This window comes from Streptomyces sp. NPDC002888 (assembly GCF_042888465.1).
Classification (GTDB): domain Bacteria; phylum Actinomycetota; class Actinomycetes; order Streptomycetales; family Streptomycetaceae; genus Streptomyces.
The window spans coordinates 1-25,453 of the sequence record NZ_JBIAPU010000035.1 but is presented as its reverse complement, the minus strand read 5'-3'; the positions used below and the strand labels follow the sequence as shown (position 1 = coordinate 25,453).

Annotated in this window: 20 protein-coding genes, 7 pseudogenes and 1 other annotated feature; of the genes and pseudogenes, 19 read left to right on the top strand and 8 right to left on the bottom strand. The window is 68.5% G+C overall.

From position 1 onward, the window contains the following. Positions 1-90: 90 nt before the first annotated feature. The 3 genes and pseudogenes from ACFYWX_RS40025 to ACFYWX_RS40015 all read left to right on the top strand — a co-directional run. Positions 91-813, top strand: a pseudogene (locus ACFYWX_RS40025) (alcohol dehydrogenase catalytic domain-containing protein); the annotation flags it as partial. 223 nt (positions 814-1,036) lie between these two features. Further along, positions 1,037-1,192, top strand: coding sequence for a hypothetical protein (locus ACFYWX_RS40020; RefSeq protein WP_389430140.1), 156 nt, complete (start codon positions 1,037-1,039; stop codon positions 1,190-1,192). A 134-nt stretch (positions 1,193-1,326) separates the two neighbouring features. Continuing rightward, positions 1,327-2,598, top strand: coding sequence for an aldehyde dehydrogenase family protein (locus tag ACFYWX_RS40015; RefSeq protein ID WP_389430017.1), 1,272 nt, complete (start codon positions 1,327-1,329; stop codon positions 2,596-2,598). Between the two features lie 421 nt (positions 2,599-3,019). Here ACFYWX_RS40015 and ACFYWX_RS40010 read toward each other — a convergent pair whose 3' ends face one another. Then, on the bottom strand, positions 3,020-3,934 hold the full coding sequence (locus ACFYWX_RS40010) for an alpha/beta hydrolase (protein WP_389430016.1): 915 nt from the start codon (positions 3,932-3,934) through the stop codon (positions 3,020-3,022). Positions 3,935-3,936: 2 nt separating this feature from the next. Next, a complete protein-coding gene (locus ACFYWX_RS40005) occupies positions 3,937-5,112 on the bottom strand; it encodes an alpha/beta fold hydrolase (protein ID WP_389430015.1) in 1,176 nt (391 codons plus the stop codon). 220 nt (positions 5,113-5,332) lie between these two features. Here ACFYWX_RS40005 and ACFYWX_RS40000 point away from each other — a divergent pair, with 220 nt between their 5' ends. Next, positions 5,333-6,181, top strand: a complete 849-nt coding sequence (locus ACFYWX_RS40000; RefSeq protein WP_389430014.1) for an MBL fold metallo-hydrolase — start codon at positions 5,333-5,335, stop codon at positions 6,179-6,181. Positions 6,182-6,217: 36 nt separating this feature from the next. On the opposite strand, the gene ACFYWX_RS39995 is transcribed toward ACFYWX_RS40000, so the two are convergent. Then, on the bottom strand, positions 6,218-6,811 hold the full coding sequence (locus ACFYWX_RS39995; protein WP_389430012.1) for a CGNR zinc finger domain-containing protein: 594 nt from the start codon (positions 6,809-6,811) through the stop codon (positions 6,218-6,220). Between the two features lie 467 nt (positions 6,812-7,278). Between ACFYWX_RS39995 and ACFYWX_RS39990 the strand changes: the two are divergent. Together ACFYWX_RS39990 and ACFYWX_RS39985 are read left to right on the top strand one after the other, a co-directional pair. Then, positions 7,279-7,660: pseudogene (locus ACFYWX_RS39990) on the top strand (CoA-transferase); the annotation flags it as partial. A 183-nt stretch (positions 7,661-7,843) separates the two neighbouring features. Then, positions 7,844-8,011, top strand: a complete 168-nt coding sequence (locus ACFYWX_RS39985) for a hypothetical protein (RefSeq protein WP_389430011.1) — start codon at positions 7,844-7,846, stop codon at positions 8,009-8,011. Between the two features lie 307 nt (positions 8,012-8,318). On the opposite strand, the gene ACFYWX_RS39980 is transcribed toward ACFYWX_RS39985, so the two are convergent. The 3 genes from ACFYWX_RS39980 to ACFYWX_RS39970 all read right to left on the bottom strand — a co-directional run bounded on the left by ACFYWX_RS39980 (position 8,319) and on the right by ACFYWX_RS39970 (position 9,654). Then, positions 8,319-8,783, bottom strand: coding sequence for a MarR family winged helix-turn-helix transcriptional regulator (locus ACFYWX_RS39980; RefSeq protein WP_389430010.1), 465 nt, complete (start codon positions 8,781-8,783; stop codon positions 8,319-8,321). 155 nt (positions 8,784-8,938) lie between these two features. After that, positions 8,939-9,127, bottom strand: a complete 189-nt coding sequence (locus ACFYWX_RS39975) for an acyl-CoA dehydrogenase family protein (protein ID WP_389430125.1) — start codon at positions 9,125-9,127, stop codon at positions 8,939-8,941. 215 nt (positions 9,128-9,342) lie between these two features. After that, on the bottom strand, positions 9,343-9,654 hold the full coding sequence (locus ACFYWX_RS39970; RefSeq protein WP_389430009.1) for a hypothetical protein: 312 nt from the start codon (positions 9,652-9,654) through the stop codon (positions 9,343-9,345). Positions 9,655-9,743: 89 nt separating this feature from the next. On the opposite strand from ACFYWX_RS39970, the gene ACFYWX_RS39965 reads away from it, so the two are divergent. From ACFYWX_RS39965 to ACFYWX_RS39955, 3 genes and pseudogenes are all read left to right on the top strand, one after another. Continuing rightward, a complete protein-coding gene (locus tag ACFYWX_RS39965; RefSeq protein ID WP_389430008.1) occupies positions 9,744-10,346 on the top strand; it encodes a helix-turn-helix transcriptional regulator in 603 nt (200 codons plus the stop codon). 65 nt (positions 10,347-10,411) lie between these two features. Then, positions 10,412-11,237, top strand: a pseudogene (locus tag ACFYWX_RS39960) (IS5 family transposase). Positions 11,238-11,357: 120 nt separating this feature from the next. Then, positions 11,358-12,245, top strand: coding sequence for an IS5 family transposase (locus ACFYWX_RS39955; protein WP_389430006.1), 888 nt, complete (start codon positions 11,358-11,360; stop codon positions 12,243-12,245). Positions 12,246-12,578: 333 nt separating this feature from the next. Here the strand turns inward: ACFYWX_RS39955 and ACFYWX_RS39950 are convergent, their stop codons facing one another. Further along, positions 12,579-12,794 carry a helix-turn-helix domain-containing protein gene (locus ACFYWX_RS39950; RefSeq protein WP_389430123.1) on the bottom strand — a complete coding sequence of 72 codons (216 nt, stop codon included), beginning with the start codon at positions 12,792-12,794 and terminating at the stop codon, positions 12,579-12,581. A gap of 249 nt (positions 12,795-13,043) precedes the next feature. Here ACFYWX_RS39950 and ACFYWX_RS39945 point away from each other — a divergent pair. Next, a pseudogene (locus tag ACFYWX_RS39945) lies at positions 13,044-14,184 on the top strand (transposase). A gap of 47 nt (positions 14,185-14,231) precedes the next feature. Here the strand turns inward: ACFYWX_RS39945 and ACFYWX_RS39940 are convergent. Further along, positions 14,232-14,852 (bottom strand): MBL fold metallo-hydrolase, encoded by a 621-nt coding sequence (locus tag ACFYWX_RS39940; protein ID WP_389430004.1) that lies wholly within the window; start codon positions 14,850-14,852, stop codon positions 14,232-14,234. A gap of 125 nt (positions 14,853-14,977) precedes the next feature. Between ACFYWX_RS39940 and ACFYWX_RS39935 the strand changes: the two are divergent. The 9 genes and pseudogenes from ACFYWX_RS39935 to tap form a co-directional block, all read left to right on the top strand. Further along, positions 14,978-16,221 (top strand): annotated as a pseudogene (locus tag ACFYWX_RS39935) (IS3 family transposase). Continuing rightward, positions 15,258-15,386, top strand: a sequence feature (AL1L pseudoknot). (Overlaps the previous pseudogene by 129 nt.) Positions 16,222-16,245: 24 nt before the next feature. Beyond that, positions 16,246-16,413: pseudogene (locus ACFYWX_RS39930) on the top strand (IS6 family transposase); the annotation flags it as partial. A gap of 639 nt (positions 16,414-17,052) precedes the next feature. Then, positions 17,053-19,335 (top strand): M4 family metallopeptidase, encoded by a 2,283-nt coding sequence (locus tag ACFYWX_RS39925; RefSeq protein WP_389430002.1) that lies wholly within the window; start codon positions 17,053-17,055, stop codon positions 19,333-19,335. A gap of 254 nt (positions 19,336-19,589) precedes the next feature. Beyond that, positions 19,590-19,955, top strand: a complete 366-nt coding sequence (locus tag ACFYWX_RS39920; RefSeq protein WP_389430001.1) for a hypothetical protein — start codon at positions 19,590-19,592, stop codon at positions 19,953-19,955. A 261-nt stretch (positions 19,956-20,216) separates the two neighbouring features. Continuing rightward, a complete protein-coding gene (locus ACFYWX_RS39915) occupies positions 20,217-20,609 on the top strand; it encodes an AAA family ATPase (protein ID WP_389429999.1) in 393 nt (130 codons plus the stop codon). 179 nt (positions 20,610-20,788) lie between these two features. Beyond that, positions 20,789-21,766 carry a tyrosine-type recombinase/integrase gene (locus ACFYWX_RS39910; protein WP_389429998.1) on the top strand — a complete coding sequence of 326 codons (978 nt, stop codon included), beginning with the start codon at positions 20,789-20,791 and terminating at the stop codon, positions 21,764-21,766. An 18-nt stretch (positions 21,767-21,784) separates the two neighbouring features. Next, positions 21,785-22,159, top strand: coding sequence for a helix-turn-helix domain-containing protein (locus ACFYWX_RS39905; protein WP_389429997.1), 375 nt, complete (start codon positions 21,785-21,787; stop codon positions 22,157-22,159). 428 nt (positions 22,160-22,587) lie between these two features. Next, positions 22,588-23,712 (top strand): integrase, encoded by a 1,125-nt coding sequence (locus tag ACFYWX_RS39900; RefSeq protein WP_389429996.1) that lies wholly within the window; start codon positions 22,588-22,590, stop codon positions 23,710-23,712. A gap of 241 nt (positions 23,713-23,953) precedes the next feature. Continuing rightward, positions 23,954-25,360: pseudogene (gene tap, locus ACFYWX_RS39895) on the top strand (telomere-associated protein Tap); the annotation flags it as partial. Positions 25,361-25,453: the final 93 nt, after the last annotated feature.

Genomic DNA, 25,453 nt, shown 5'->3' with positions numbered 1-25,453 from the left:
AGGCGCCCAACCCCTTGCCAACGGCGCCCGCATGACAGCCATACCAGAACCCCTGGGCCCTCCGATCTTACGAATGACCAGATCAGACCCATGTCTAGAAAGGTAGGCCATCGCGACCGCCAAGGAACAGCCGCTCGTCATCGAGAACGTCGAGATCGACGAGCCCCGCCCCGACGAGGTGCAGGTGCGCATGGTCGCCACCGGCGTCTGCCACACCGACGCGATCGTGCGCGACCAGTGGTACCCCCGCCGCTTCCGGCGGTACTCGGCCACAAGGGCGCGGGCATCGTGGAGAAGGTCGGCTCCGCGGTCACCGGCATCACGCCCGGCGACCGCGTCGTGCTCAGCTTCGCCAGCTGCGGTGCGTGCGCCGGCTGCAACTCCGGCCACCCCGCCTACTGCACCGACTTCGCGATGCGTAGCTTCGGTGGCGCTCGCCCCGACGGCAGCACCGTCTTCCGCGCCGAGGACGGCTCCGCCATCTCCTCCCACTTCTTCGGACAGTCCTCCTTCGCCGGCGTGACGAACGTCGCCGAGCGGAGCGTCGTGAAGGTGTCCGAGACCGCCCCGCTCGAAATCCTCGGCCCGCTCGGCTGCGGCGTTCAGACCGGCGCGGGCGCCGTGCTCAACGTACTCAAGCCGAAGCCCGGCTCGAGCTTCGTACTCTTCGGTACGGGCGCGGTCGGCCTCTCCGGCCTGCTTGCGGCAGTGGCCGCAGGTGCCACGACCGTGATCGCCGTCGACATCGTCGACAGCGGCCTCGAGTTCGCCAAGAGCATCGGCGCCACTCACACGATCAACAGCAGGAACGAGGACCCGGTCGCCCGCATCAAGGAGATCACCGGAGGCGGCGCGGACTACGCGCTGGAATGCAACCGGCAACAAGGCCGTCTTCCGCCAGATGATCGACTCGATGGGCCCGCTCGGCCACGCCGCCATCGTGGGCCTGGCGAGGCCCGGCACCGAGTCGCCCGTCGACATCGGCAGTTCGATGCTCACCGGCGCCAGTGTGACCTTCGTCCTCGAGGGCGATGCCGTGCCTCACGTACTGATTCCGCAGCTGATCGCCCTCTACGAGGCCGGCAGGTTCCCGTTCGACAAGCTCATCAAGCACTACGCGTTCGAGGACATCAACCAGGCCTTCGAGGACAGCGAGAACGGGGTCACGCTCAAGCCGGTGGTCACTTTCTGACGGTGCGCCCCCACCGCTTCCGCCCTTGCCATGAGGAAACCGAGCGGTTTACAGTGGCTGCGCGCTGGGATTGTTGAACGATTCTACTGTCGCTCGTTTGTCGCGTATTGCGCTTGGACCGTGAAGGGACCGATGTGAGCAGAAACGAGATGAGCGTGCCCCGCTCCGTCCGAGAGGCGGTTCATACCTGCGCGGTCCGGGCGACGCAGGGCTCGGCGGCCTTGGCCCGGGCGTCGGACGTGGAGATCGACGCCGCGCTGCGGGCCATGGCGCAGCGGCTGCACACGGCAGGCGACGTGCTGACAGCGGCGAATCAGGAGGACCTGCGATCGGCCGCCTCGAGCGGGATGTCGGCGGCACTGCAGGATCGCCTGCGGCTGACCGGCCCAGGGCTGGGGGACATGGCCGCGGCGTTGCGTACGCTGGCGGACGTGCCGCACGAGCCGCGGGACAGTGTCCTCGAGGAGCGTCCCGACGGCCTGGTCCTGCTGGAGCGCCGCCGCCCGGTGGGTGTCATCGGCGCGAACTTCGAGGCGCGCCCGAATGTGACACTCGACGTCGCCTCCCAGTTCCTCAAGTCCCGCAACGGCGGCGTGCTGCGCACCGGTTCGGCGGCCCTGCGCTCCTCACAGGCCTTGGTCACTCACGTGATCACGCCCGCTCTCGCCGACGCGGGACTGAACCCGGACGCCATCCAGCTGGTGCCGAGTGAGGACCGAGCCGCGGCATACGCGCTGGTGTCGCTGCCCGAGACCGTCCCTCTGGTCATCCTGCGCGGCAGCGGCGACAGCACCCGGGAACTCGGCCGAGAGGCCGCCCGGCACGGTGTGCGCACGCTGGCCCACGCGGACGGCGGCACAGTGCTCTATGTGGCCCGGGACGCCGACGAGAAGCTGGTGCACGAGTTGGTCACCAGCAGTCTGGACCGGCTGGGTGTCTGCAACCGACTCAATCTGCTCCTCATTGACCGGGCTGTCCACGACAAGCTGCTGCCGGGCATCGTGAAGACCCTCGAAGACCTGGGCATTACGGCGTCGCTGCCGCCGCACACCCACGCGCGCGGTTACGAGTGGTCCCTGGACTCCGAACATGCGGCAACGGTGACGGTCGACGAGGCGGACGGCCCGGTCCAAGCTGCACGGATCGCCAACGAGGAGACCTCCGGCCTGGCCGCCGCCATCGCCACCCACGACCCGGACACCGCAGCCCGGTTCATGGACGCCTACGGTGGCTCAGGCGTCTTCTGGAACTCCACCACCCGCCTCCTCGACGGCTTCAAGCTCCTGCGCCTGCCGGAAACCGGCATCAACATCGACCGCGTCCCCGGCCCCCGCGGCCCCGTCACCTACCGCGACCTGTACCTGCGCCAGTACGTCGTGCGACCCGCGGCGTCCCTGCACAGGTGAGCCGATGCCGCATCGAGGCGCGGTCACTGGCCTCGTTCTGCTTCATGCCGCGGGCGCGCCAGCTGTTCTGTCCCGCGAGACTCCGGACGCCGCACCGGCAACCTGCACCGACCCAAGCGCTACAGCCGCCGCCTGCGACGGGTCTTCTGCATGTCCGCGTCGGCACACACGGCGGCCGGTGAACGGGTCGGTACGGCACTCCACGAGGGCCATGTCATCGAGCGTCCCATCGCGCCTGATTCATCGACGTGTCGTATCGGGCGTCCCCTCTCCTCGTTGAGCGGTGCCCGAGGGTATGAGCGACCGTGCCAGGTGGCGCGTGAACGTGGCTGACCCGGTCCGGAAGCGCTCCGCCAGGGGAAGAGGTGGCAGTCGCCCGCCTGGAAAGGCGGTTCCAGCAGCAGCCGGAACCGCCTCCATTTCACGAGCCGGTTGCCGCAACCGGGTCGAGGTGAGTGCGGAACCACGACAGCGCGGCGCCGCTGGATTCCTCGAAGTGCACCTTGTAGGCGTCGAAGTGGCTGCCGGGCAGCAGCACCAGCTCCTTCGGGGACAACGCTCGCTCGAAGGCGGCCAGTTGGAGGTCGGCAGGGACCACCGTCTCGCCGGTCTCGACGATCATCATGAGCGGCTTGGGCGAGACCCGGGCGATCCACCCGCCCGGCTCGTACAGCCGCGAAGCCCGGTTGGAGCGCATCGTCACCGTGTTGTTCGAGCGGCCCGGCGGAACCAGGTCACGGTAGAAGCGCAGCGCGTCCGGGCTGCTGAACAGGGCCGGGTCGGCCGGATCGTCGCCGATGGAGGTCTGGTACCGCGGTTCACCGCCGGCGGCCTGGGCGCGCTCGTCCTCGACGTGCGCGAGCTCGAAGGCTGCGATGCGCTCCGGAGGGACCTTGCGCTGCCACTGCTCGAATCCGCTGATGGTGGGCACCTGCGACACCACACACCTGATCCGGACCTCGGTCGCACCGAGCACGATGGCATGGCCGCCTGCGAAGCTCGTACCCCACACCCCGATGCGGTCCGCGTCGACCTCCGGCCGGGCCTCCAGGAAGCTGATCGCGCGGCGCCAGTCCGCGATCTGGCGCCACGGGTCGACGTCGTTGCGGGGCTCGCCGTCGCTCGCACCGAACGTCCGGTGATCGTGGACGAGCACCACGAAGCCCGCGTCGGCGAACTTGCGCGCGTACCGGTCGAGGCCCATCTCGCGGTTGCCGCCGTATCCGTGCGCCATCGTGATCGCGGGGCGCGGACCCTCGGCGTCCGGCAGGTAGAGCCAGCCGCGCAGAGTCACATCCCCGTCGGCCGTGAACTCTACGTCGATGCGTTCTGTCATGGTCATTCGCCTTCCGTGAAGCTGAAGTACTCGGCGGGGATGAGGCCGGCCGCGGTCAGGGTTGCCCCGGCCTTCGCGTTGATCTGCACCACGGCGCCGAGGGGGCGGTGGTGGATGGCGATCTCCGTGATGAGCCCTTCGTCATCACGAGTGAGGATCGTGATCCCCTTCATCTCGAAGCCACCGAACGCGCTGGCCTCCCACTCCAGATACGTCCGCGGGCCGTCCTGTACCTTCCGGACGAACTCGAGCCGTTCGTACAGGGAGCTCACCACGGCCATGAGGGCCTCGACCTGCTCCTTGCGCTCCAGCGGCTTGGCGAGTGCGCTCGCCTCCATCCGCACGTTCGGCGAGAGCGCCACTGCGAAGGACTCCTCGGTGCGCTGCTCGAACGCACTCGTCCAGGCCTTGGCCGGGCGGCCGTCGGCGGGGTTCGACGCGATCTTTTCGACGACCTTGGTGATGACGGCGGCGACCGCCGCCGGGTTCTCGGCGTGCGCCCAGTGGCCTGTGCCGGCGATCGCCTGCGAGGTGGCACTGGGAAAGCGGGGCGCGACATACGCGGAGACGATCTCTTCTGTGACGAAAGGGTCGTTCTCGCCGCGCAGGATGGCGACGCTCCCGTGGAACTTGCTGGGCTGCTGTCCGTCCGAGTGGCCGTTGTTCCATGCCGTCGCCGTGTCGGAGATCGTCGACGGGTCGACGTGCAGCGCCACTTGGGCGAGTCGGTCATTTTCCTCGGCCGGGAACGCGGTGGCGAGCGCACCGCGGAAGGCGCGCTGCGCGTCGAGTCCGAGATCCGGTGCCTGAAAGGGGGCGATCTGGTCCGGGGGCAGGTGAGTGCCCGCCAGCGGGATCGGGTTGACCAGGACGAGCGAACGCACCTGCTCGGCCAGGCGGGCGGCGACGAGCTCGGCGATCTGGCTTCCCATGCTGTGGCCGACGAGCACGACGGGGCCCTCCGTCGCGCGCACGACGCTCTCGAGGTCGTCGGCCCAGCGGGCGAGTGTGAACGGCCCTTGATCCGAGGCGCGCGTACCCATGCCGGCGAGCTCGAACGCGATCGAGGGGATCGACCGCTCGTCGAGGACGGTGCGGACGCTGTTCCAGATGGCGCCGTCGTCCAGGTATCCGTGGACGAGCACCGCGGTCGGCGCCTTCGTCGCTGGGCTGTTCATCTCGTGTCTCCTTTGACGATCGCTCTCCTGCGGCGACGAATCGGAGCCGGTGGCTCTCGAGATTCTCGGCCGACGCGAGCTCTATGACGTAAGCATAGGGTCTATGCTTACGTCAATGTCATCGCTCGGTGAGCGACGGAATGAGGGCCGGACCTTCCGGCTTACTCCGCGTTCCGGCCCAGAGCGGAAGCGCCCACCCGAGAATCCGAGGAGTCCACCAATGACGTCGAACGCCTTGACCTACGCCGTACACATCGCGGACGGCATGCCGACCACCAACGCCGACGTGCCGCCCGATCAGGGCGAGCGTCGCTGGTCGCCGACGTCGAGCACCCTCATCTCGAACGGGGGAGAGGCGCTGCTGGTGGATCCGCTCTTCACGATCGCGCAGTCAGAGGGCCTGCTGCAGTGGCTGAGCGAGCGTGACGCTCCGCTGACGAGCGTGTACGTCACGCACGGCCACGGGGACCACTGGTTCGGTCTCGGAGCCGTTCTGCAGCAGTACCCCGGTGCGCGCGCCTACGCGCTGCCCGAGGTCGTCGAGGACATGGCCTACCAGTCCTCGCCCGAGGTCCTCAAGGCGGTCTGGCGCGCCTGGTTCCCCGAGCAGATCCCTGAGCGACTCGTACTCGCCGAACCGCTCGAGGGTGAGGTTCTGACTGTGGGCGGGGCGGAGGTCCGCCCGGTCCGCCTGGGACACACCGACAGCGACAACACCACCTGCCTGCACGTTCCCGACCTGGGGCTGATCGTCGCAGGCGACGTGATCTACAACAACGTGCACCTCATGCTCGCGGCATCGGACGCGGCCGGGCGAGACGAGTGGCTGAGGGCTCTCGACACGGTCGAGGCGCTGGCGCCGACCGCGATTGTCGCGGGCCACAAGGATCCGGTAGCCGATGACGATCCGCGTCACATCGAGGAGACCCGCTGTTACATCCTCGATTTCAACAGCGGAGTGCGTCGCACCGGCAGCACCCTCGAACTGTACGAGTACATGCTGGAGCGTCACCCGTCGCGCATCAATCCCGGTGCGCTGTGGGGCTCCTGCCGGGCCGCGAAAGGCTGAGTAAACAGCGGCGTCGGTCGGGCGGCCCGCCTCGCGCTAGGCGCGCGCGGCCGCCCGACGCTGCCGCGAGGCCCGCAGGTTCACGGCGTTACCGCAAATGCGCACGTCATGCCAGACGCCGTTGTTGGGGTTCGTGCCGTCATAGAACGCAACCGAGCAGACCCGGTTACGGCACATCTTCAAACGACGCCACGTACCCGTCAGTTGGGCGTTCGTGATCTCGTTGAGCACGGCCGCGACGACCCACGGGACGTCCTTGCCGCGCGGCGCCAGCGAGAAGACGCCATCAGCGTCGATCCGCACCTCGAGCGCGCCGCTCACACCCTTCGGCGCGGACCGGACCGGCGTGTCGCGCACCGCACCCGACACCGTCATCTGCAGCGACGCGCGTAGCTGCTGAAGCCGCACCAGTCCCGGTTCATCGACCTCGATCGCCGGCGCCTCCGCTCCGGTACGCCGACTCCATTCGTCCAGCGCGCTGGAGAGCCATGACGTCGCAGAATCCGGCGTCGAGAGCAGGTCCTCGAGCGCGGGCTTGCCGGCGGCGCGGGTGTTCAAGACCTCCTGGACGAGGATGAGCGGTCCGCTGGCGATGCGGTCGGTGTAGCGTTCGCTCGCGAGTTCAGACATAGGCATAGCTTATTAGCTCCAGTCTCTATTGGCGAGGAGAGCGGGATCGCCGCCGAAAGGACCCTAACGGCGGTGCGGTGCGTTCGACGCACCGGCGAGTGCGCGGCATCGCTTGCCGGCGCCCCCCGCGGGTGCGGGACTCGTCCGCACAGCAGGTCTGGAGCCCCTGTGGGGTGAGCCGGTCGGGTCGACGCCGACCACTGTCGCCACACCGTCTCCGGCCTCCTCCGTGCGGTGACCGTAAGACCCGGCCCAGCCCAGGTGGTGGGCACCCCTGCCCGGGCCATGCTCGGCCACCTGCTCGGCGCTCGCCCGTGATCTGTCCGGCGGCCGGCCGAGAGGGCGCTGTACTTCGCGCTCATCGGGTCTGCGTCAGATGGTGTCGATCGTCGTGCGCTGTCACCACGTGGGTCGGCCATGTGAAATCGCTTGAGAGGTCGCGCGATGCCCGAACGCGTGGAGGAACAATGATCGACAAGACCGTCGAGGACACCGCGGCCGCCGTCTCAGGAATCCGTGACGGCGCCACCGTGATGACTGGTGGATTTGGCCGCGCGGGCCAGCCGGTGGAGCTGATCGACGCGCTCATGTGCCATGGAGCACGCGACTCGTGGGTGTTCGACGGTCTCTACCGCGCGGGAGAAATCGAGCTGGAGCTCGCGCCGCAGGGGAATCTCACCGAACGCCTCCGCGCCGCGGGCGAGGGCATCGGCGCGTTCTTCTCGCCGACGGGCGTCGACACGCAGCTTGCGGGAGGGTAAGGAGGTGCGCACGATCGGCGGCCGCGACTATGTGCTCGAGTACCCGATCCGAGCTGATGTCGCCTTGATCGGCGCCCTGCGGGCCGACCTGATCAACGCCGGCAAGCAGCCAGTCACCGCTCTGAAGGGGGCGGCGTACTTCCATCACGCCGATGGGCACTTGCTGGTTCCGCGAGTCTGGCGGCATACCGCTGATCAGTCTGAACCCGTATTCGGGCCGCTACTTGTCCTATCCCGAGCGCGAGGCTCGCTGCGAAGGGCCTGACGACCGGTGGGGCCCACCGCCCGCCTGGCCGAGGTCTACGGTCCGGTCGCGGTCTTCGGCCTCGACACCCTCAGGCTCGGTGCCGCCGAGACCGGAGTACACGAAGCCGCCGGTGGCGTCGGCCCGCGGTCGATGATGGCCGCACGGACGTACACCGTGGCAGCGGGGCGTTGAAGCGGATGTCCGGGGCCACCGCCGAGGTGGCGGATCATGCGGTTGATGTCGAGTGAATGCACAGGCAGCGGGTCGATGCGGCCCTCGCTGATGTCGGCCAGGCATCCCGCGATGAGGCCGGCAATCTTGCCTGTGAGGCCGTCACCATCCGTGACGGCCTGTAAAGCGGGCAGACCGCCTTGAAGCCGCCGCTGACCGCGAAGGCGAGCGGCCTCGAATCGAGGGGCGGGGGCGGCTGGCTGCCCATGTGGTGCGGCCGTCACAGCCGGGGCATATCGCCGGGAACTGCGGAGATCTCCTGGTGTTGTTAAGCCCTTTTCGCGCTGTTCTGCTCGCGGACGGCGTCGAACATGGCGGTGAGAGCGGGACTCTCGGCGAGGCTGCCCAGCAGGGCGTGAAGCGAGTGCCGTTCAGTGGCGCCCAGGTCGGCGAGGATTTCGCTGTCGAGACCGGCGAGTGTGCGGTTGAGGTCGGCCAGGATCTTGCGCCCGTCGTCGGTGATGTCGACGGCGTAGCGGCGTCGGTCCTGCGGATCGCGTGTCCGCTCGGCGTATCCGGCCCGTTCCAGGTCGTCAAGGCTCGTCACCATCGTCGCCGGGTCGATGCGCAGGAACGCTCCGAGCGCCAGTTGCGGCATGGCCGCGTTGTCGGCCAGGGGCCTGCAGGACGCTGTAGGGCGCACGCGCAGGCCGGTTCCGCCGATGCCGTCTTCGGCGATCCTGAATGCCACCTGCCCGAGTTTGACCAGCAGGCAAATGGTGTGTTCGGCCACTGTCCTCGGGAGCCTCGGACATCGTTTACCCCGCCCATGGTTAGCCCTGCGTATCGTCTGGGTCCATCGTGCGAGAAGGTCTGAGGTGGCCGCACCGGGGCAGCGATCCCGGTGCGCAGAAGCGGGGCTCGCAGGGCAGGGTAGCGGCGGGGCCGTCAGCTGACGATGGCCCGGCCGAAGATCTGCCGGGCGATGACCCACTTCTGGATCTCGTTGGTGCCCTCGTAGATCTCGCCGATCTCGCTGTCCCGGTAGATCGCCTCGACGGGGCCGGGGCTGCCGTCGGCGCCCAGTTCGCGTGCGAAGCCGAGGCCTCCGAATGCCTGGACGGCGTCGCGCGCCAGTCCACCGACAGTTTGGTGGCGTAGTACTTCGCCCTGTCCGCGTACAAGTGAACGCGCACAACTCCGCGATCGGCACGGCCCACTACGATTCCGATCGCGCCCATGCTGCGGGAACGAGCAACCGGAAACTCGTAGTCATCAGGGAGTCGCTGGATGTGAGCGGACTCGCAGCACTAGCGCAAAAGTGGCCGGCCGCAGATAATTCGGGTGCCACTTCAGACGCGCGTCACAAGAGGCGAGCTGTCGAAAGGGGGCGGCGCGTGCTCACGGTGCAGAAGACGACCCGGGACGTCAGCGCGGCTCGGCGTTTCGAGTTCTGGCGCGAGGCGATCTCTGACACCTTCGTGGACCTCAATCCCACGCAGGCCGCAGACGATGGCCGCAGCTTCGAGGGCCAGATCGTAGGCGGCCAGATCGGCGAGTCCCGCCTGTGCACCGTTGCGGCGCGGCCGCACCAGGTCGAGCGGTCGACAGGGCTCATCCGTCGCACGGGCGGCGACTACCTGTTCGTGAGTCTTCTTGTTCAAGGTGACATCGTCTACTCGCAGGCAGACAGGGTCGCCGAGCTCACTCAACCCGGTCAGCTGGTCCTGTACGACAGCGCGCGGCCCTACCGGTGGCGTTCCGGCAGGACTCGAAGCAGGTCGTGGTGCGCTTTCCGCGCGACCTCCTCACGCGAAGGCTACGAGACGTCGAGGGCGTCACGGCGCTCAGCATCGGCGGCCTGAACGGCATCGGAGCGCTTGCATCGGGGCTGCTCCAGTCGCTGGCCGAGCGGGTGGCGGACGTCGAGGCCGAGGTGACTGCGCCGCTGCTGGACAATGCACTGGACGTACTGACTGCGGCGCTGCGCTGGCAGTCTGGGAGCAATGCAGACGCGGACGAGTACCAGGACCTGCACCGAGCCCGCGCTCGCGAGTGCATCCGGAAGCGTCACTCCGACGCGTCGTTGACTCCTGCTGCCATCGCCCACGAGATCGGGATCTCCGAGCGCTATCTCTACCTTCTCTTCCACGCCGAGGGGACCTCGCCGGTGCGGCTGCTCATGGAGGAGCGTCTCACCAAGGCACACGCGATCCTGACCCAGCGGGCGCCGCTCACCGGCACCATGGAATCACTTGTGCTGCGGCTCGGGTTCAAGCAGGCGAGCCACTTCAGCCGCGCGTTCAAGGAACGCTACGGACTGCCTCCGCGGCAGTTCCGGGAGCAGTCGCTTTAGAACTTCTAACAGAATGCTGCAGCTGACCTTGGATTGTCGGTGTGTGATGGATTGTTAGCCTGCGCATGAGAAGGGGCGAGCAGCCGCCGTGGATCGTGCCGGATGGGCTATGGGAGCGCATCGAGCCGTTGCTGCCGGTTGTGCCGCTCCGAACGGATCGCCCCGGCCGCAAGCGTCTGGACGACCGGAAGGTTGCTGTCGGGCATCCTGTTCGTGCTGTACACCGGCATTCCGTGGGAGTTCCTGCCCCAGGAGCTGGGCTTCGGCTCCGGCATGACCTGCTGGCGGCGTCTGCGTGACTGGAACGACGCGGGAGTCTGGCAGCGTCTGCGCGAGTCGCTCCTGGCCGAGCTGACGCCGCCGGCGCGCTGGACTGGTCGAGGGCGGTGATCGAGGGCTCGCACGTCAGAGCACTCAAGGGCGGCCCAAAACGGGATCGAGCCCGGTCACCGTGCCCGAACAGGCTCCAAGCACCATTTGATCGCTGAAGGGCACGGTATCCCCCTGGCGGTGTCGCTGACCGGCGGAAACCGCAATGACGTCACCCAGTTCATCTCCCTGCTCCAGGCCGTCCCGCCCGTACGCGGCCGGCGCGGACGACCCCGACAACGACCGGTCGCGGTCTACGCCGACCTGCGGCTACGACCACGACGAGTACCGCAAGCAGGTGCGGGCCCTGGGGATCACCCCGGTCATCGCACGGCGCGGAGTCGAGCACGGTTCCGGGCTGGGCGCGCACCGCTGGGTGGTAGAGCGGAGCTTTGCACTGCTGCACTGGTCCGCGGACTGTGCATCCGCTGGGAGATCCGCGACGGCATCCACGAAGCCTTCCTCGGCCTGGCCTGCAGCATCATCTGCTGGCGCCGACTGGTCAACCACTCACTTTGTTAGGAATTCTCAGAGGGCGTTAAGTGCCGTTCCTGATGATGTGGTGTCGCCCGTTCGTGGGTGATGGGAGGATTCCGTTCTCGGGTTATGTCGCGTGCATGATGAGGTCGCGGCAGGGAACGGATGCCGTACGCAACCGACTTGTTCAACGAGCAGTGGGCGTTGATCGAGCCGCTGGTCACCGCGTGGAAGCAGGAGCGGGTGGCGCGGTCGGCGACCGGGGACCCGGGCTCCTGCGACCTGCGCGAGGTCGTGAACGCGCTGCTCTACCAGAGCCGGACGGGCTGTCAGTGGCGGCTCCTGCCACACGACCTCCCGGCCTGGTCGGCGGTGTTCTACTACTTCACTCTGTGGCGCCAGGACGGTCTTGACCAGCGGATTCAGGAGATCCTGCGCTGCCAGGTGCGGGAGCGGTCCAGACGATTAGAGGACCCGTCTCTGGTGATCATCGACACTCAGTCCGTCCGCGTGGCGGCCGGGGTGCCGAAGGAGACGACGGGACTGGACGTGAACAAGAAGACCCCTGGCAGGAAGCGGGGACTCGCCGTCGACGTGCTGGGCCTGATCATCGGTGTGGTGATCCTCGCCGCGAGCGCCCACGACAACGAGGCCGGCATCGCCCTGCTGGACCAGGCGGCCGAACGATGCGGGATGTGCCTGGAAAAGGTCCTGGTCGACCAGGGTTTCAAGGACGCCGTGATCATCCACGGGGCGGTGAAGGACATCACCGTCGAGGTGGTCCGCCGCCACCCCGACGACGAAGGCATGGGCTTCGCCCCGCAACTGAAGCGGTGGGTGGTCGAGCAGGTCAACGGCCCCCTCATGCTGCAGCGGCGCCTGGCCCGCGACTACGATCACCGGCCCGACAACGCGGCCTCCCGCGTCTACTGGGCCTCCACCGCCGGAATGCTCCGCCGCCTCACCACCCCTGCCCCACCTGGCGGGACGACGTGGAGCTGGCAGCGTGAACGTCAGCGAACTCCTGCGGCTGCTGCAGACCGAGCACGATGAGACCGCCGCACGAGCCGACCACCTGCGCGAGCAGATCGAGAGGCTCACCACCGCCCTCGCCGAGACTGAAGCCCGCCTGGCCGAGCTCACCGCGACCCGCAAGGTCATCGACGGCCTCAGCACGCCCGACCACGCAACGGCCCCCGCGGAGACCGCCACCGTCTACCAGCGCATCGTGACCACGTTCAACGAACACCCAGAAAAGGTGTTCCGTGTCCGCGATCTGCACGAGCACATCGGCCTGCCCACCGACGAGCCCTCGATCAACGTCACCCGCTCCCGCCTGGGACGACTCGTCCGCCAGGGACTCCTCGAACAAATCGGACGCGGCCGTTACCCGCGTGGCACACCGGGCCGCGGCTCGTCGCACAGACCGTCCAGCCGACGTTCCAGGAAGCGCCGGCGCCAGACCCGAACCGTGTCCGTGGTGATGCCCAGCCGCCGGGCTACCTCCGCGATCGCATGCCCGTCCGCGCTCTCCAGCACGATCCGCGACCGCAACGCCAACGACTGGGCACTCGAACGACGACGCACCCACGACTGCAACATGGCCCGCTCGGCATCAGACAGCACCACCGGCGGGATCTTCGGTCCAGGACGACTCACACCAGACCAACGACAAATCTCCGACTCAGGACACTAGTACTCCAGGCGTAGACGTGATCTCGCTGGTAGGGGGTCGGCCGCGAGACTGGTACGGCCACCGCTGATCATCGGTTTGTGAAGACTGAAGATCATGCGGTGGCCGCAGGTCACAGCGTAGACCCTGCCTGCTGGCAGGAGGCGTTCGAGGACCTGATGGGCCGGATAGCGGGCCGGTTCGCGCGGGTTGAGCCCCGGCGCCGGGTGAGGGACTTGGTGCTGGGGCTGCTGTCGGACGCGCAAGAACTGCTGGAGCATTGCCGAGTGGGCCGAGGAAGCGAGTCCGGACGGCATGCAGCACCTGCTCGGCCGGGCCAAGTGGGATGCCGACCGCGTGCGTGACGACGTGCGGGAGTACGTGCTGGAGCATCTGCAGCACGAGGATGCGGTGCTGGTGGTCGACGAGACCGGGGACGTGAAGAAGGGCACGCACACCGCCGGTGTCCAGCGCCAGTACACCGGCACCGCCGGGAGGATCGAAACGCGCAGGTCGCGGTCGACCTCGTCTACGCGGAACTACGCGGGCACACGGCGGTGGACCGTGAGCTGGCCGCCCGCATGATCGACCGGTTCCTCGACGCCGGTCACCGCGTGAGCTGGGTCGCAGGCGACGAGGTCTACGGCGGCAACTCGAAGCTGCGGTCCGCGCTGGAAGAGCGCGGAGTCGGCTACGTGCTAGCCGTCACCTGCTCCCATGAAGCCACCACTGGTGCGGGGAAGTTCCGCGCGGATGCCCTGGCCGCGAAGGTGCCGAAGCAGGCCTGGCAGAAGCTGTCGGCCAGGAGCCGGCGCCAAGGGGCACCGCTTCTACGACTGGGCCGTCATCGACCTGGCCGACGTGCGGCCCGGCAGCCACCGGCTGCCGATCCGCCGCAACCGCACCACCGGTGAACTCGCCTACTACCGTTGCTGGTCGCCCACCCCGGTGCCCCTGACCACGCTGGTCCGCGTCGCCGGGTCACGGTGGCGGGTGGAGGAGACATTCCAGGCCGAAAAGGGCCTGGCCGGACTGGACGAGCACAAACTCCGCCGCTTCACCTTGTGGTCTCGCTGGGTCACTCTGGCCATGCTTGCTCACGCCTTCCTCGCCGTCGTCCGCGCCGACGAACACGTCCGCCATCCCGCCTCCAACGGGCTGATCCCGCTCACCTGCAACGAGATCCAGCGACTGTTCACGACGCTTGTCGTCCAGCCCGTGCACGACGTGCCCACCGGCTCCGCTGGTCTGCCTGGGCGCCGCCACATGGCCCGAGCCCAGGCCAGCCATTACCGCCGACAAGCCGCGAATCAGCCATGAAGATCACAAACGGTGGTGCGGTACTCCACTGGCCGACTTCCGTCCTCTCACAGTTCGACGCTCTCGCCGGGGCGGAGCCGCCGGATCTCGGCACCCGTCCGCTCGGCCTCCATGGCGAGGACGTCGTCCAGGACCTTCAGGCCCCACTCGTTGATGAGCCCGTCGTGAATGGCATAAGCACGGCGCGGTGTCATCCGGCGCAGGTAGCCGATCATGTCAGGCACCGTCAGCCACGGCGCCTGACCAGGCAGCAAGAGCGTCGGCACGTCGACCACCGTCAGTGCGTCACCCGGGTGGAAGACCTCTCCGTCGATCAGGAACCCGACATTGTCGACCGGAGGCACATCTGGATGACTGAAGTGATGCTTGTCTCCCGACACCGACACCTCGAAGCCCGCGACAGAGAAGTGGTCGCCTCCGCGGACCACATGCACGCGCTCGCCGAGCCCGCTCAGGTGCCGGGCAACCCCAGCGCAGGTGTAGATGTCGGACCGAAATCCGCGCAGGCGATCCGGATCGAAGTGGTCAAAGTGTTCATGCGTGATGAGGACAGCCTCGGCCCCCGACAACGCATCGGGCTCGGGAGTCATCACACCCGGGTCAATGACGATCGCCCCGCCGTTCCTCTCCAACCGCACGCAAGCGTGACCGAACTTGGTGATCCTCATGGCCTTCACCCTGCCAACTACCCGGCGCAGCGACACCAACGTTCGCGATCAGCCGAAAACAGACAACCAGAGAAGTGAACCGCTCCGAATCTGATGGAGGCTCGATTCCCTGAGAGGATCGAGTCATGGCACGTCCGTCCCCCTACCCTCCCGAGCTTCGCGAGCGTGCGGTGCGCATGGTCGCGGAGATCCGCCCGAACGATCCGACCGAGTGGGCCGCGATGAAGGCGGTCGCGGCCAAGCTGGGAATCGGCGCAGCGGAAACGGTGCGGACCTGGGTCCGCAAGGCGGAGGCGGACGCCGGTCAGCGTCCCGGCATCTCGTCGGAGGAGGCTGCGGAGATCAAGCGGCCAAGGCCGAGAACGCCGAACTGCGGCGAGCCAATGAGACCTTGAAGGCGGCGTCGGCTTTCTTCGCGGCCGAGCTCGACCGGCCGTCGAAGCGCTCGTAGCGTTCATCGACGAGCATCGGCAGGTGTTCGGGGTCGAGCCGATCTGCCGTGTCCTGACCGGCCACGGACTGAAGATCGCGACGAGCACCTACTACGCCGCCAAGAACCGTGCCCCCAGCGCGCGGTCGGTCCGCGACACGGAGCTGAAGACGCAGATCAGCCGCGTCCACACGGACAATTTCAGCGTCTACGGGGTCCGCAAAGTCTGGCGGCAGCTGCAGCGGGAGGACATACCAGTGGCCCGCTGCACCGTCGCCCGGCAGATGCGCGACCTGGGCCTGGAGGGCGCCCGACGCGGGAAGAAGATCCGCACCACGATCCGGGACGACGGCCAGGACAGGGCTGGTGACCTGCTCGGGCGCGACTTCACCGCGTCACGTCCCAACGAGCGGTGGGTGGCTGACTTCACCCATGTCGCCACCTGGTCGGGGATCGTCTACGTCGCGTCTCGTGGTGGACGTGTTCTCACGGGCGATCGTGGGCTGGTCCGCTGCCACCAGCAAGCGGGCCAAGCTCGTCCTCGACGCCCTCGACATGGCCCTGTGGCGACGCGACCGGGCCGGAACTCCCGCTGGACCGGGGCTGGTTCATCATTCGGACGCGGGCAGCCAGTACACGTCTTTCGCGTTCACCGCGCACCTCGTCGACGCCAGCATCGACGCCTCGATAGGCACCGTCGGCGACGCCCTGGACAACGCGCTCATGGAGTCCCAGATCGGCCTCTACAAAACGGAGCTGATCAAGCCCCGCAAGCCCTGGCACGGCCTCGCCGACATCGAGCTCGCCACCGCGGAATGGGTCAACTGGTTCAACAACCAGCGCCTCCACACCGCGATCGGAGACATCCCGCCCCACGAGCACGAGACCAACTACTACGCTCAACACCAGCCCCAACCGGCGGCTGGAGCCAACGCATAGAGCCTCCACCGATCCCGGAGCGGTTCAACCGGCGCAGCCCAGCGGTTCCTGTCCGCGTTCAGCGGCATCTCACCCCACTTCCGACCCCGACGGCACCTGATGAACGCCACCGAACACCGCACCGAGATGATCAACCGCTTCGCGATCTGGGACCAGATCACAGGCGCCGCCGGCCAGCCCACCACAGCTTGAGCCGAGGCTGACGCCTGGGCCAGCCACACCCGGGCACGCCGTCAGACACCCACGTCCCCAACAACGTGACAGCGCCGTAGGAACGTGTCGGCGTGCCGGTGCATGGCAGGACAGCATAGGCACCGAGGCGCGGCGCCGGGCGTACGGCCACCGCGCCCCGTTCCAGGGACGAGCAGCAACCGTCAAGACATCGAAGAACCAAGGGTTTCCTCGATCACTTCACTTCACCTTCTTACAGCTCTGCTCGGCGCGGCACACCAGCCGCCTCGACAGTCGGGGTGACGCCTGGACCGGACAGCCGATCGACCGAACAATAAGACGCCGTAATCATCACAGGTGAAAGCGGTGTTGCCGCCGCGTGAACTGCCTTGCTGTGCATGGCCCGTGACCGTGCGTCAGTCAGCCAACGGTCGCCAGCTTTCGGACAACAGTTCCCGCATCGATGACATTGCCTTCACTTATTGAAACGATCTGCGCGTTGCCCGGGCATTGCACCTTCGCCCACCGGAGCGTCCTGTCTCCGGGTCTGCCCTACCGGCCGTCACCGAGCGGCCGACCAAAGGAGCTGCTGGAGTGACGAACAACCCGCGTGTTGTCAGAGGCACATCACCCGCCGAATCCCGTTCCACCCGCCGTGGAGTGGTCCCACGCAGACGCGTGGCGGCGACCACGGCCACGGCGGCGGCCGCTCTCCTCTTATCGGCGCTCCCCGCGACGGTCACCACCGCGACCGCGGCCGACCAGGGCCGGGCTCCGCGGCAGATCGCGGCGGACCCCCGCCCCGGCGCTGACACCGTCGAACTCTCCCCCGCTCAGCGGGACCGGATGCTCAGCGCCGCAGCCGACGAGAGCACCACCACCGCCCGCCGGTTGAAGCTCGGCGACCGGGAGAAGCTGGTGCCCAGGGACGTCGTCAAGGACGCCGACGGCACGGTGCACACGCGGTACGAGCGGACCTTCGCCGGACTGCCCGTTCGCGGCGGCGACCTGGTGGTCCACGAGCGGGGCGAGTCCCTGACCGCCACCAAGGCATCGCCGAGGGCCGTGTCCGTGCCGACGACCAAGGCCACCGTCCCGGCCGCGACCGCCAAGAGGTCCGCTCTGGCCATCGGAAAGGCGGAGGGGACCGAGAGGGCCACCTCGGCCGGGGCACCACGCCTCGTCGTCTGGGCGGAGGCCGGAAAGACCACCCTGGCCTGGGAATCCGTCGTCACCGGCGTACAGGACGACGGGACGCCGAGCCGCCGGCAGGTCGTGACCGACGCCGCGACCGGCAAGCAGTTGGAGAGCGTCGAGCAGATTCACACCGGCGAGGGCGAGAGCCGGTACAGCGGACGCGTACAGATCGGCTCGGTCCACAACGGCAACACCTACGAACTCACCGACCCGCAGCGCGGTGGGCACAGGACGTACGACATCGCCGCGAACGGCGCGCAGACCCTGCTGTCCGACGACGACGATCACTGGGGCGACGGGACGCCGGCCGACCGCCAGACGGCGGCCGTGGACGCCGCCTACGGCGCGCAGCGGACCTGGGACTTCTACAAGGACCGGTTCGGCCGCAACGGCATAGCCGACGACGGCGTCGGCGCCCGCTCCAGGGTCCACTACGGCAGCGGCTACGCCAACGCCTTCTGGGACGACCTCTGCTTCTGCATGACCTACGGTGACGGACTGGACAACGCCAGGCCCGTCACCTCCATGGACATCGCCGCCCACGAGATGACCCACGGCGTCACCCACGCCACCGCGAACCTGTACTACGCCGGGGAGTCCGGGGGCCTGAACGAGGCGACCAGCGACATCATGGCCGCGGCCGTGGAGTTCTTCGCAGACAACCCGAAGGACACGCCGGACTACCGGATGGCCGAGCTGATCGACCTGCGCGGCACCGGCAAGCCGATCCGCTACATGGACCACCCATCCAAGGACGCCTCCTCGAAGGGCACCTCCCAGGACTACTGGACCCCCGAGACGAAGAAGCTGGACCCGCACTTCAGTTCCGGCGTGGCGAACCACTTCTTCTACCTGCTCGCCGAGGGCAGCGGCAAGAAGACCATCCACGGCATCGACTACGACAGCCCCACCTACGACGGCAAGCCGGTCGCCGGCATCGGCCTGCACAACGCGACCGCCATCTGGTACCGGGCGCTGACCGTCTACATGACCAGCCGCACCGACTACGCGGGGGCCCGCACCGCCACCCTGCGGGCCGCGGCCGATCTGTTCGGCATGGACAACGATGTCTACACGGCCGTCGGCAACGCCTGGGCGGCCGTCAACGTGGGCCCGTCGTACGTCAACAACATCGCCGCGTCGGTGCCGCCCGCCCAGAAGTCGGCGGTCGGCCAGCCGACCGGCCTGAGGATCGACGCGGTGTCCACCCGCCCGGGTGCCCTCACCTACGCCGCCACTGGTCTGCCCGGCGGACTGTCGATCGACACCGCCACCGGTGCGGTCAGCGGCACGCCGACCACGGCCGGTGACTTCACCACGGTCATCACCATCACGAACTCCGCGGCGCAGACCCGTGCCCTGTCCTTCCGCTGGACCGTGCTGGCCTCCGGCGGCGCCTTCTTCACCAACCCGGCCCGGGTCGACATCCCGAACTGGGCGGTCGTCGAGTCTCCCATCACCGTCACCGGCCGGGAAGGAAACGCCCCCCGCGATCTGAAGGTCGGCGTCGATCTCGTCCACGACTTCATCGGCGGCCAGGTCATCGAACTGGTCGCGCAGGACGGCACGGTGATCCCGGTGAAGAACTTCGTCTGGGACACCGGCACGGAACTGCACGAGACGTACACCGTCGACGCCTCCGCGGTCCCCGCCGACGGCACCTGGAAGCTGCGCGTCCACGACAACACCCCCGGTATCTTCACCGTCGACCCCGGATACCTCGACGGCTGGAGCCTGAGCTTCTGACCCTCTCCTCTCGGCACTGCAGCCGCCCGTCGCACCCGGACCACCGGGGCGACGGGCGGCCCGGCCTGTTCTCCCCCGCCGCCGGGGCACGCCGTTCCGCCCGCCGACCGGGAGGCCGTCGGACTGCTCGCCCTGATGCTCCTGGTCCATGCGTGACGACGTGCCCGGACCGGCCCGGGCGGTGGGCTCGTGCTGCTCGACGACCAGACCGCGGCCTGTGGGACCGGGCGATGATCGAGGAGGGCCGAGCACTGGTGGTCGCCGCGCTGACCCGCCTGTGGCGCGAAGTGATGCTCTTCGAGGACATCAGCGACGCAGCACTCCTCGGGTCACTCGGGCCGTACAACGACGACCGGCAGAACCCGCACACCAACAAGAAGATCACGTCCGTCGGGATGTGCCTCTCGCGGTGCATGTTCATCCAGATCCCCAACTCGAAGTTGACCACGCTCGCGACGACCGACCCTGCGATCGCCCTGATGCTCGCGCGCATCGCCACCAAGCGGCACACCCTCACGGTGCGATGTGCCGGTGTGGTGTCAGTGGGTGGTGTCAGTGACGGTATGTCAGGTCAGGGTGTTTTCGCTGGTGGTGGGGTGTTGAGCGTGGGGAGTCACTGACATGGTGCGGTGTCTGGTGCCGTCGTGGCTGTCATGGGGCGGTACACCCTTCCCTGTTCCGCTGTCATGGGAACGGCACTTCTGATCCTTCGGGGGCCGGTCGGCGGCACGGTGGTCGGCGTCGGGTTTGGGCGTCGGGAGGGTGTGGGGTGGGGGAGCCGGGCGTGTGGGGTGAGGTCACGGCGGGGTTGAGGGTGTCCAGGCCGGTGCTGGTGGCGCGGCTGCTGGAGCTCGAGGCGGCCGTCGGGGGAGAGCGGTGCGATGGCGGGTGTGGCGTTGTCGGCGGGAGCACAGCTGGTGCGGACGTCGTCGGTGCGGGCGGTGGCCGAGGCGGTCGGGCAGGCGATGGCGGCGGAGGGCGCGGTGTGTGTGTTCGGCGACCCGGGCCGGGGCAAGACCGCGGCCGTGCGGATGGCGCTCCACGAGGTCCCGCCGGGCTGGAAGGTGACGTGGGTGCCGGTGCCGGTGCGCCCGTCGGTGTCCGGCATGAGGCGGGCGGTGTTCGATGCTTTGGCGCTGCCGGGCCGTTTCCCGCACACGTCGGCGCGTGCCGACGCCGCGGTCGCGGGGGCTTTGGGTGAGGCGCGGGTGCTGGTGGTCGATGAGGCGCAGCGCCTGCCTGTGCCGTGGTGTGGATTGGAGGGGGATGTGTGAGGCGGGGTTGCTTTTCTTCTGGTGTCTCGTTGATGGCTTCGGTGGCACGCGCATGGTTCAGGCGCCACCTGAATGACGGTTGTCGCGGGATGGTGGTGCGGTGTGGGGGAGCGGTGTCTCCGGCTGATTGAGGGCGGGCTTGCCACCTCGGGATCCGATGTCGACCAGGCGCGGGTTGAGTGGGCTTCCAGGCCCGCTGCACAGAGGCGTTCGTCTCGACGTGGGTGGTACGGGGTTTCGCCGACACGACGATCAGTTGCTACACGTCCCTGCTGGAACGGGTGCTGGACCACTTCGACCGGCCGGTGTGGCAGATCGAGCCCGCCGACGTGGATGCCATGCTCCGCCAACTGCTGCTGGCGGGCCGGGCCGCGGGGACCAGGCGCCAGTATCTGCAGATGCTTCGTACGTTCCACGGCTTCGTCCGAGACCGCTACGCCACCGAGATCCGCGCCCTGTACGGCATGGCGGTGGGCGACCCGCTGGACCGGTTCAACCGCTTGCGGCATGTCTGGGACGACACCCCGCGTCGGCTGCCGCCCACGGCTGAGCGCCTGACGGCGTTCTTCGCCTTCGCCCGCGCGCGCCTGGCGGCCGCGTCCGACTATCCGGCTGCGGCACGGGACTACGCACTGCTGCGCACTCTGTACCACTGCGCACCTCGGGTGAGTGAAGCCGTCCGCCTCGACCAGTGCGACGTCCATCCTGAACTGGGCCCATCGGGCAAGCTCCACGTGCGGTTCGGCAAGGCGGCCAACGCCTCGGGACCACGCCCGAGATGGACACCCATGCTCGACGGGCTGGACCGGATCCTTACCTGGTACCAGAACGATGTGCGCCCCTTCTTCCCTGACACCGCCCCGCTGTTCTGCGACATCCACGGGCAGGCCCTGAAGCCGGACACCGTACGGGATCGCCTCTCCCACCTTCTGGACCTGGAAGGCCGCCCCCAGGACGACCGGTTCACCCCGCACGACCTGCGCCGCGCCTGCGCGACCCACCACTACGAGCAGGGCATGGACCTGCTTACCGTCCAGCAACTGCTGGGTCACCGGCATATCGCCGCGACCATGGCCTACGTCCGGCCCTGTCTCACCTTCGTCGAGGACGCCTGGCGCCGCGCCACCCGCACCGCCATCACCGGCCTGGCCGGCTGACTACAGCCAGGAGCACCGATGACCACACCGCAACTGCACGCCATCGACCCTGCGGACCCGCCGCCACAGGTGGAGTGGAAGCTGCGGATGGCTGCAGCGCAGCGCGGCATCTGGACAGGCACCGAGCTGCGCCGTCTCCTGGCTGAGCGAGCCGGTCTCAAGCTGTCCGCGGCATCGGTGTCCGCGCTGTTCACCAAACAGCCGTCCCAGGTGAAGCTGTCCACCCTGGCAGCCCTGTGCGCCGCGCTCGACTGCACCCCAGGTGACCTTCTGACCTTGTGTGAGCCCGCCGCGTCCCCAGCTCCTTCGTCGCGCACCGCCCCCGACCCGGCCCCACTGCCCTCTCCACCGCAGCAGCCCGTACCCCGCCACCGATCCCTGCCACCGCTGTGACCGCATCCGAGCCTGCGAAGAACCCGCCCGTGACCGCCGGTGCCGCCTTTTCGACCGTCAAAGACAACTGCCCGGCCTGCCACAGACTGCGGTGGCTGCGCCCCGACACCGGTCGCTGCCCCTGGTGCTCGCGCACGTGCACCACATGCGGCGCCCCTCGCCGATCAGCGGAACAACGGTGCGCGGCGTGTCGACGCCGCGCCGCCGGACAACCCGGACGAGGGCAGTGCCAGCACTGCGGACGCCGACGCGTCCTCGACGCGGCGACCCAATGCTGCCGGACCTGCGCTGATCCCGCCACCGCCGCGCCCGCGGCACGCTGCACACGGTGCGGAACCAGCGGGCAGTGGGCCAAAGGCATGTGCAAGCGCTGCTACGAGCATTCACCGCGCACCGTCATGACCCGCGCGGCCGGCTGGGCAGAGCGCATGCCCACCCCGCCCTCCTGGTGGCGCGCCCTCGCCGCTCCCTTGGCCGAGCACCGCCACCCGATCTACGCGGCCGACGTCGTCGCCACCACCGCGCGCCTGATCCTCACAACCACGACCTCCGAGCCCCGCACCCTGCTCGCGCACGCCCGAAACGACGCCCCCGAACTTGTCGGAGCACTCACCGACTTCTTCCGAACCCACGGCCACCTCGACCCACCTGCGGACCTCGCGGGTCGACGAGCTGCAGCCCGCCGCGCACGCCGTATCGAGGCCACACCCGCCCCGCTGCGTCCCCAGGTCAGAGGATTCGCCGACTCCCTGCTGCACCAGCGTGAGCAGGCCCAGCAGCTGGGGCTACGGCCGAACCAGCTGAAGACCGTCGAGATCCGCCTGGACGCCGTCCGTGACCTGGCTCTCCACCTCTACGCCGAGGGCCACGTGCACTGGGCGAGTGTCACCACCGCGCAGCTGGAATCCTTCCTGGCCCTCGCCCCGGCCCGCCGGGCTTCCCGCCTCGCGGGACTGCGTCAGTTCTTCGCCTACGCCCACCGCGCCAAGGCGGTCCTCCACAACCCCGCCGACCCGGTAACCGCGGTGCAGCAACGGGGATTTAACGGACCCACCCTCGCACTGGCTCAGCAGCGAGCCCTGTACAGACGGTGGACCACCAAGCAGGACATCCACCCGCACGAGGCGTTCGCCGGACTCGCCGCCCTGCTCCACGCAGCAACCATCACCGAGCTACGCCTGCTCACCGACACCGCAATCGACCCTGATCACCAGAGCGTTCAGTTTCCCGGCAGGTCAGTGGCCCTCCCGCTGGACGACGCGACCTGGGGGGCCCTGCAGCGCTGCCAAGAACATCGACGCCGCCTCGGCTCGGACAACCCCCACCTGCTCGTCACACGCCTCACCCGGACGCGCCGCAGCCCCGCCGGCGCCGCTCACGTCCGCGACAGCCTCGCCCCCGTCGGCCTGCTGCCACGCATCCTGCGCTCCACCCGCCTGCTCACCCTCGCAGACGAACTCGACATCAAGGTACTCACCACATCGCTGGGCATGTCATACGCAGGAGTCGCCCACTACCGGCCCGGAACAACGCCGCCGGCCAGCTTCATGTGACAGACCAGCACCCATCGCCCTGGGATTTTGTGCACTGCCTCCGGCCAGTTCAGGCATGGCCAAGAAACTCGCTGCGGCCCTCGGCTAAAAGCCTGCGCAGACCCAGGTGCCGCGAGGACGGGACACAGGGGCAGGACTCCTGGATCGACACCTAACACAACGCATTTCGTACGCTATCCGTACGGTAAAGGTACGCTATCCGTACGGTTCATGGGTTAGGGTGTTGCTCAGGAGGTGTTCCATGTCCGAGTTGTTCGATCGGATTGATGCGCTGGTTGCGTCCCGGTCTGCGCTGCCGCCGCCTGCGGAACGTAAGCGGCTGCGCCAGGCACACGGTCTGACGTTGGACGAAGTGGCTTCCGCCCTGGACGTTCGGCGTGCGACCGTCAGCGGCTGGGAGGCCGGTAAGACCGAGCCCCGCCCGCCGGAGCGCGACGCCTACGCCCGGCTGCTGGACCAGCTCGCGGAGCTCTACCCCGCCGCCCCCAGCGCCACGGCGCCCGAGCAGGACACGGCGGTGCCCGAGACGTTCATCAGCGAGCCCGCCCCCGCTCCGGAAGTTCGGACTCTGCCCGCGGCGCCGGTCTCCGAGGCAGCGGCCATGACTGCAAACGAGAACACCCAGACCTCTGCCCCCGTCGCCCCAGCTCCGGACGCTGCGTCACGTCTGGCGCGCACCGCGAGGCCGTCGTCGACGTCGAGCCGTCCGGGCGCGCGGAAGGCAGCCCCGGCCGCGACTCCTACGGGTGGCACGGATCCGCGGTTTGAGAATGGTCCGCTGGCGGTCGTCGATGTCGACGCCGATGGGCAGGTGCTGGCGTACTGCACCGGCGGCCTGGTTCTGGACGTGCCCGCCAAGTCCATCCCGTCCCTGGTGGAGTGGACGCTCACGGAGGCGAGGCTCGGGGCGCCGAAGCTGTCCGGTCCGGGCAAGGACGCCGACCCATTGCTGGTGCTCACCGAGGCCGCGTTGAAGCGTTACGGCCTGCCGGTCGCCCTCACGCAGGAGGAGCGGCTCGCCGGGCGAATTCCGGAGGGCCACAAGGTCGTCAAGCAGTTGGTCCGCGCGGAGTGGAAGCTGACCAAGCGCGGGTTCGGGCCGTGGGCGCGGATCTACCGCCCCGCGCAGGGTTCGGACCGCCAGTGCGTGCAGCTGTGCATCCCGTCGTGGAACGCGCTGGACTCCCGGCACTGGGGCGAGGCCGCCCGGCTTCCTCCGGCGGAGCTCGCCCGGGTGCTGGGCGTGTACGCGTCGCGGGTGATGACGCCGCGCGGTTCGACCGCCGTGACCGGCCTGGAGCTGATGACCGCGCTGCACCCGCCGACCCGTGCGTCCGAGCCGGACGCCGAAGGCCGCCGGCACTCCGAGCACAACCCCGGCAGCCTGGGCAAGGACACGGTGGACTGCGCGCCGTGCGAGGCCCCCGACGGGCACCCGCTCCTGGCGGATCTGCCGCGCTTCCACGTCCGCGGCCCCGGCGAGAAGCTGTTCGAGGAGGCGTACGACTGGGCGCGGCCGATGACGGATGCCGAGTGCACCCTGCGGCACCTGGTCGGCATCGACGTGAACATGGCCTTCGCCGCCGGAGCCAACGGCCTGACCGTCGGCCTCGGCGCGTCCACCCACGTCGAGAACCCCACCTTCGACCTGTCAGTCCTCTCTCTAGTTACGACATGAACATGGCCTTGAAGTGCACTGCTTAGAGTTCATGGAGGACACTTTGGTTCGGTGTTTGACCTG

Bases quoted from the DNA above. Each gene is read 5' to 3' on its own strand.
- ACFYWX_RS40010 (WP_389430016.1), bottom strand. From the start codon at position 3,934: ATGACAGAACGCATCGACGTAGAGTTCACGGCCGACGGGGATGTGACT.
- ACFYWX_RS39905 (WP_389429997.1), top strand. From the start codon at position 21,785: ATGACCACACCGCAACTGCACGCCATCGACCCTGCGGACCCGCCGCCA.
- ACFYWX_RS39950 (WP_389430123.1), bottom strand. From the start codon at position 12,794: ATGTTGCAGTCGTGGGTGCGTCGTCGTTCGAGTGCCCAGTCGTTGGCG.
- ACFYWX_RS39955 (WP_389430006.1), top strand. From the start codon at position 11,358: ATGCCGTACGCAACCGACTTGTTCAACGAGCAGTGGGCGTTGATCGAG.
- ACFYWX_RS39995 (WP_389430012.1), bottom strand. From the start codon at position 6,811: ATGTCTGAACTCGCGAGCGAACGCTACACCGACCGCATCGCCAGCGGA.
- ACFYWX_RS39900 (WP_389429996.1), top strand. From the start codon at position 22,588: ATGCCCACCCCGCCCTCCTGGTGGCGCGCCCTCGCCGCTCCCTTGGCC.
- ACFYWX_RS39915 (WP_389429999.1), top strand. From the start codon at position 20,217: ATGGCGGGTGTGGCGTTGTCGGCGGGAGCACAGCTGGTGCGGACGTCG.
- ACFYWX_RS40005 (WP_389430015.1), bottom strand. From the start codon at position 5,112: ATGAACAGCCCAGCGACGAAGGCGCCGACCGCGGTGCTCGTCCACGGA.
- ACFYWX_RS40000 (WP_389430014.1), top strand. From the start codon at position 5,333: ATGACGTCGAACGCCTTGACCTACGCCGTACACATCGCGGACGGCATG.
- ACFYWX_RS39940 (WP_389430004.1), bottom strand. From the start codon at position 14,852: ATGAGGATCACCAAGTTCGGTCACGCTTGCGTGCGGTTGGAGAGGAAC.